Raw genomic sequence first — 2827 nt, 5'->3', positions numbered from 1 at the left:
ATAATGTGGGTGCATAGCTCAGCTGGATAGAGCAACGCCCTTCTAAGGCGTGTGTCCGGGGTTCGAATCCCTGTGCGCTCACCACATTCATAGGGGATTCGCCAAGTCGGTAAGGCATAGCACTTTGACTGCTACATGCGTAGGTTCGAGTCCTGCATCCCCTGCCAAATTAAATATGACCCATTAGCTCAGTCGGTAGAGCACCTGACTTTTAATCAGGGTGTCCCGCGTTCGAGTCGCGGATGGGTCACCAATACGGAGAGGTGTCCGAGTGGTTTAAGGAGCTGGTCTTGAAAACCAGTGATGCTTAACGGCACCGTGGGTTCGAATCCCACCCTCTCCGCCAAATGCCCAGATAGCTCAGTCGGTAGAGCAGGGGACTGAAAATCCCCGTGTCGGTGGTTCGATTCCGCCTCTGGGCACCATTAATTCGTGGCGGTATAGCTTAGTTGGCTAGAGCGTTCGGTTCATACCCGAAAGGTCACAGGTTCGACTCCTGTTACCGCTACCACTTAATTAATGTGGGCCATTAGCTCAGTTGGTTAGAGCGCCCGGCTCATAACCGGTAGGTCTGGGGTTCGAGTCCCTGATGGCCCACCACATTAATTACTCAGTAATACCGAGGTGTAGCGCAGTTTGGTAGCGCACATGGTTTGGGACCATGGGGCCGGGGGTTCGAGTCCCTTCACCTCGACCAATATAGATATGGTGGGTATAGCTCAGCTGGTTAGAGCGCCAGATTGTGGCTCTGGAGGCCGTGAGTTCGAATCTCATTATCCACCCCATTTAAAATGACCCATTAGCTCAGTCGGTAGAGCACCTGACTTTTAATCAGGGTGTCCCGCGTTCGAGTCGCGGATGGGTCACCATTTATATTACGGCGACATAGCCAAGTGGTAAGGCAGTGGACTGCAACTCCTTGATCCCCAGTTCGAATCTGGGTGTCGCCTCCAAAATTGCGCCTATAGCTCAACTGGATAGAGTGTCTGACTACGAATCAGAAGGTTAGGGGTTCGAGTCCCTTTGGGCGCACCATATCCGGGATTATAGCTCAGCTGGGAGAGCACCTGCCTTACAAGCAGGGGGTCACAGGTTCGAGCCCTGTTAATCCCACCAGTGTAACCTCTAGTGAAAATCACTAGAGGTTTTTATATGCAAAAAATAAAACTAAGAATATATATTATCTTGATAAAGGAATTAAATTTACATATAATGGTATATAGATTTTAGAATATGTCAAAATTCTTAATAAAATATAATTTAGGGAGGATGACTATGTCTAAAATAAAAAACATTAATAAAAATAAAGAAAAGCAAAAACTAATAAAGGAGATAAAAAGAGCTCAGTTGGATGTTGAAACAGCAGAACATTTTTTTCAACTAGTTACGGATCCAGAGTTAGTGGATGTTGCTATATATGAATTAGAGGCAAAAAAATCAAGATATAGATATTTAATAAAGATTGCTAAGGAAAGAGGAATAAAGAAGACATTACAAGAGTCTTTAGTAGAATCAATAGCAAAATAATTCTAAGGAGATGATTAAATCATGTACGTAGTTTTTGGGGATGAAATAGTAGATAGCGAAGAATTAAAAGAGACTATACAAGAAAATAGTGACTTTATAGTAGAAAAAGATTTAACTAAAGGAACAAAAAGAGAAGATACATTAGCTTACCAAATAAGTATAGATATAGACAATTTAAATGAAATAATAAAAGAAGACTATGATTTAGAAGAAATAGATAGTGAAGATTTATTTGATGAATATATAACATTAGCAGATGAATTAGCTATGGAACTAGAAGAAATAATGCCAGAAGATGCTGTTATGAATGCTAGGGCTTATAAATGGGATAATACAGATGATGCCATAAAAGTAGTTATAGCGATAGGACATGCAGAACTAGGTGAATTAAAAGTATCTGATGTTGCGAGAAGATTATTATCACAAGTTGATTAATAAAAGAGGAAGGGTATTAATATTACTTAATATCCTTTCTTTTTTATAATAAGTAATTTAATTATACTTAATAAACTTATATTAAGTATAATATAGAAGATAAAAGATTTTTGTGAATAGGTTAATTATAAGCAGATGATTATATGCCTTTGGATATAATTTTCATTCATCTTAATAATAATATTTAAATATATATAGTTTATCAAATTTATAAGCATATAGTTGTATTAATTTAAATAAAATTGCATAGCTAATTTTTTTTAAGTTAATAATAAAATAATGAATAAATATACTCTATCTTACACATAATATAATTGTTGAAAAGCACATTATAAATAAAAAATAATTTTTTTTAAAAAAGTATTGACGATTTAAAAATAAGATGATATAGTATTACTTGTCCTTAAGAAAAGGGCAAAATGAAAATGAACTTTGAAAATTAAACAGTAGGTTAATTTATATAACTGATTCTTAAAAGAATCGAAAACAAACCAAGCCAGATATTCAGATAATGATAGTCTGAGCAGGTAACAACTTTTATTTGAGAGTTTGATCCTGGCTCAGGATGAACGCTGGCGGCGTGCCTAACACATGCAAGTCGAGCGATTTACTTCGGTAAAGAGCGGCGGACGGGTGAGTAACGCGTGGGTAACCTGCCCTGTACACACGGATAACATACCGAAAGGTATGCTAATACGAGATAATATGAGAAAGTCGCATGGCTTTCTTATCAAAGCTCTGGCGGTACAGGATGGACCCGCGTCTGATTAGCTAGTTGGTAAGGTAACGGCTTACCAAGGCGACGATCAGTAGCCGACCTGAGAGGGTGATCGGCCACATTGGAACTGAGACACGGTCCAAACTC

At 38.6% G+C, this 2827-nt stretch carries 2 protein-coding genes, 13 tRNA genes and 1 rRNA gene; all 16 read left to right on the top strand.

All coding sequences use genetic code 11. From position 1 onward, the window contains the following. Positions 1–7 precede the first annotated feature (7 nt). Positions 8–84: transfer RNA gene (locus tag ABHC41_RS14650), tRNA-Arg, on the top strand. A 7-nt stretch (positions 85–91) separates the two neighbouring features. Beyond that, positions 92–167 (top strand) — tRNA-Gln (locus ABHC41_RS14645). A gap of 10 nt (positions 168–177) precedes the next feature. Then, positions 178–253, top strand: a tRNA-Lys gene (locus tag ABHC41_RS14640). A gap of 4 nt (positions 254–257) precedes the next feature. Further along, positions 258–346: transfer RNA gene (locus tag ABHC41_RS14635), tRNA-Ser, on the top strand. Positions 347–349: 3 nt separating this feature from the next. Beyond that, positions 350–425, top strand: a tRNA-Phe gene (locus ABHC41_RS14630). 9 nt (positions 426–434) lie between these two features. Further along, positions 435–511: transfer RNA gene (locus ABHC41_RS14625), tRNA-Met, on the top strand. Between the two features lie 12 nt (positions 512–523). After that, positions 524–600 (top strand) — tRNA-Ile (locus tag ABHC41_RS14620). Positions 601–620: 20 nt separating this feature from the next. After that, a tRNA-Pro gene (locus ABHC41_RS14615) sits at positions 621–697 on the top strand. Positions 698–708: 11 nt separating this feature from the next. Continuing rightward, positions 709–785: transfer RNA gene (locus ABHC41_RS14610), tRNA-His, on the top strand. Positions 786–793: 8 nt separating this feature from the next. Further along, a tRNA-Lys gene (locus ABHC41_RS14605) sits at positions 794–869 on the top strand. Positions 870–879: 10 nt separating this feature from the next. Further along, positions 880–953, top strand: a tRNA-Cys gene (locus ABHC41_RS14600). A gap of 5 nt (positions 954–958) precedes the next feature. Next, positions 959–1035: transfer RNA gene (locus tag ABHC41_RS14595), tRNA-Arg, on the top strand. A gap of 5 nt (positions 1036–1040) precedes the next feature. After that, a tRNA-Val gene (locus tag ABHC41_RS14590) sits at positions 1041–1116 on the top strand. Positions 1117–1275: 159 nt separating this feature from the next. Continuing rightward, a complete protein-coding gene (locus ABHC41_RS14585) occupies positions 1276–1527 on the top strand; it encodes a DUF2508 family protein (RefSeq protein ID WP_166506174.1) in 252 nt (83 codons plus the stop codon). 21 nt (positions 1528–1548) lie between these two features. After that, entirely contained in the window at positions 1549–1962 is a 414-nt protein-coding gene (locus tag ABHC41_RS14580; protein WP_092921872.1) for a hypothetical protein, read from the top strand. Positions 1963–2499: 537 nt separating this feature from the next. After that, positions 2500–2827 (top strand): 16S ribosomal RNA (locus tag ABHC41_RS14575); the annotation flags it as partial.

Origin of the sequence: Romboutsia sp. 1001216sp1, assembly GCF_039841805.1 — a bacterium.
Classification (GTDB): domain Bacteria; phylum Bacillota; class Clostridia; order Peptostreptococcales; family Peptostreptococcaceae; genus Romboutsia_C; species Romboutsia_C hominis.
This window is presented reverse-complemented; position numbering and strand designations above follow the sequence as displayed.